We start from the raw sequence: 352 nt of genomic DNA on the forward strand, positions 1-352 counted from the left end.
TCATGACTGGGGTGAAGTCGTAACAAGGTAGCCCTAGGGGAACCTGGGGCTGGATCACCTCCTTAACGATACTATTAATGCTAGTGTCCACACAGATTGCTACGGTCGAAATGTAAAGAAACGATGTGTCCCATTCGTCTAGAGGCCTAGGACACCGCCCTTTCACGGCGGTAACAGGGGTTCGACTCCCCTATGGGACGCCACTTATTAAACGCATTCATTGAGTGTGATTAGAAAGTGGTGCTTCGAAAGAACATCACATGCTCTTTAAAAATCTGGAAAGCTGACTAAACAAACTCAATGAGTTTGTTTGTAAAAGTTCTCAAATGTTGACTCTACGGAGTTAACACCA

1 tRNA gene and 1 rRNA gene are annotated in these 352 nt (G+C 45.2%); both read left to right on the forward strand.

From position 1 onward, the window contains the following. Window positions 1-65: ribosomal RNA gene (locus G5S52_RS23565) — 16S ribosomal RNA — on the forward strand; the annotation flags it as partial. A gap of 62 nt (window positions 66-127) precedes the next feature. Then, a tRNA-Glu gene (locus G5S52_RS23570) sits at window positions 128-203 on the forward strand. Window positions 204-352 lie beyond the last annotated feature (149 nt).

It is taken from the genome of Grimontia sedimenti (assembly GCF_011045095.1).
Taxonomy (GTDB): Bacteria; Pseudomonadota; Gammaproteobacteria; order Enterobacterales; family Vibrionaceae; genus Enterovibrio; species Enterovibrio sedimenti.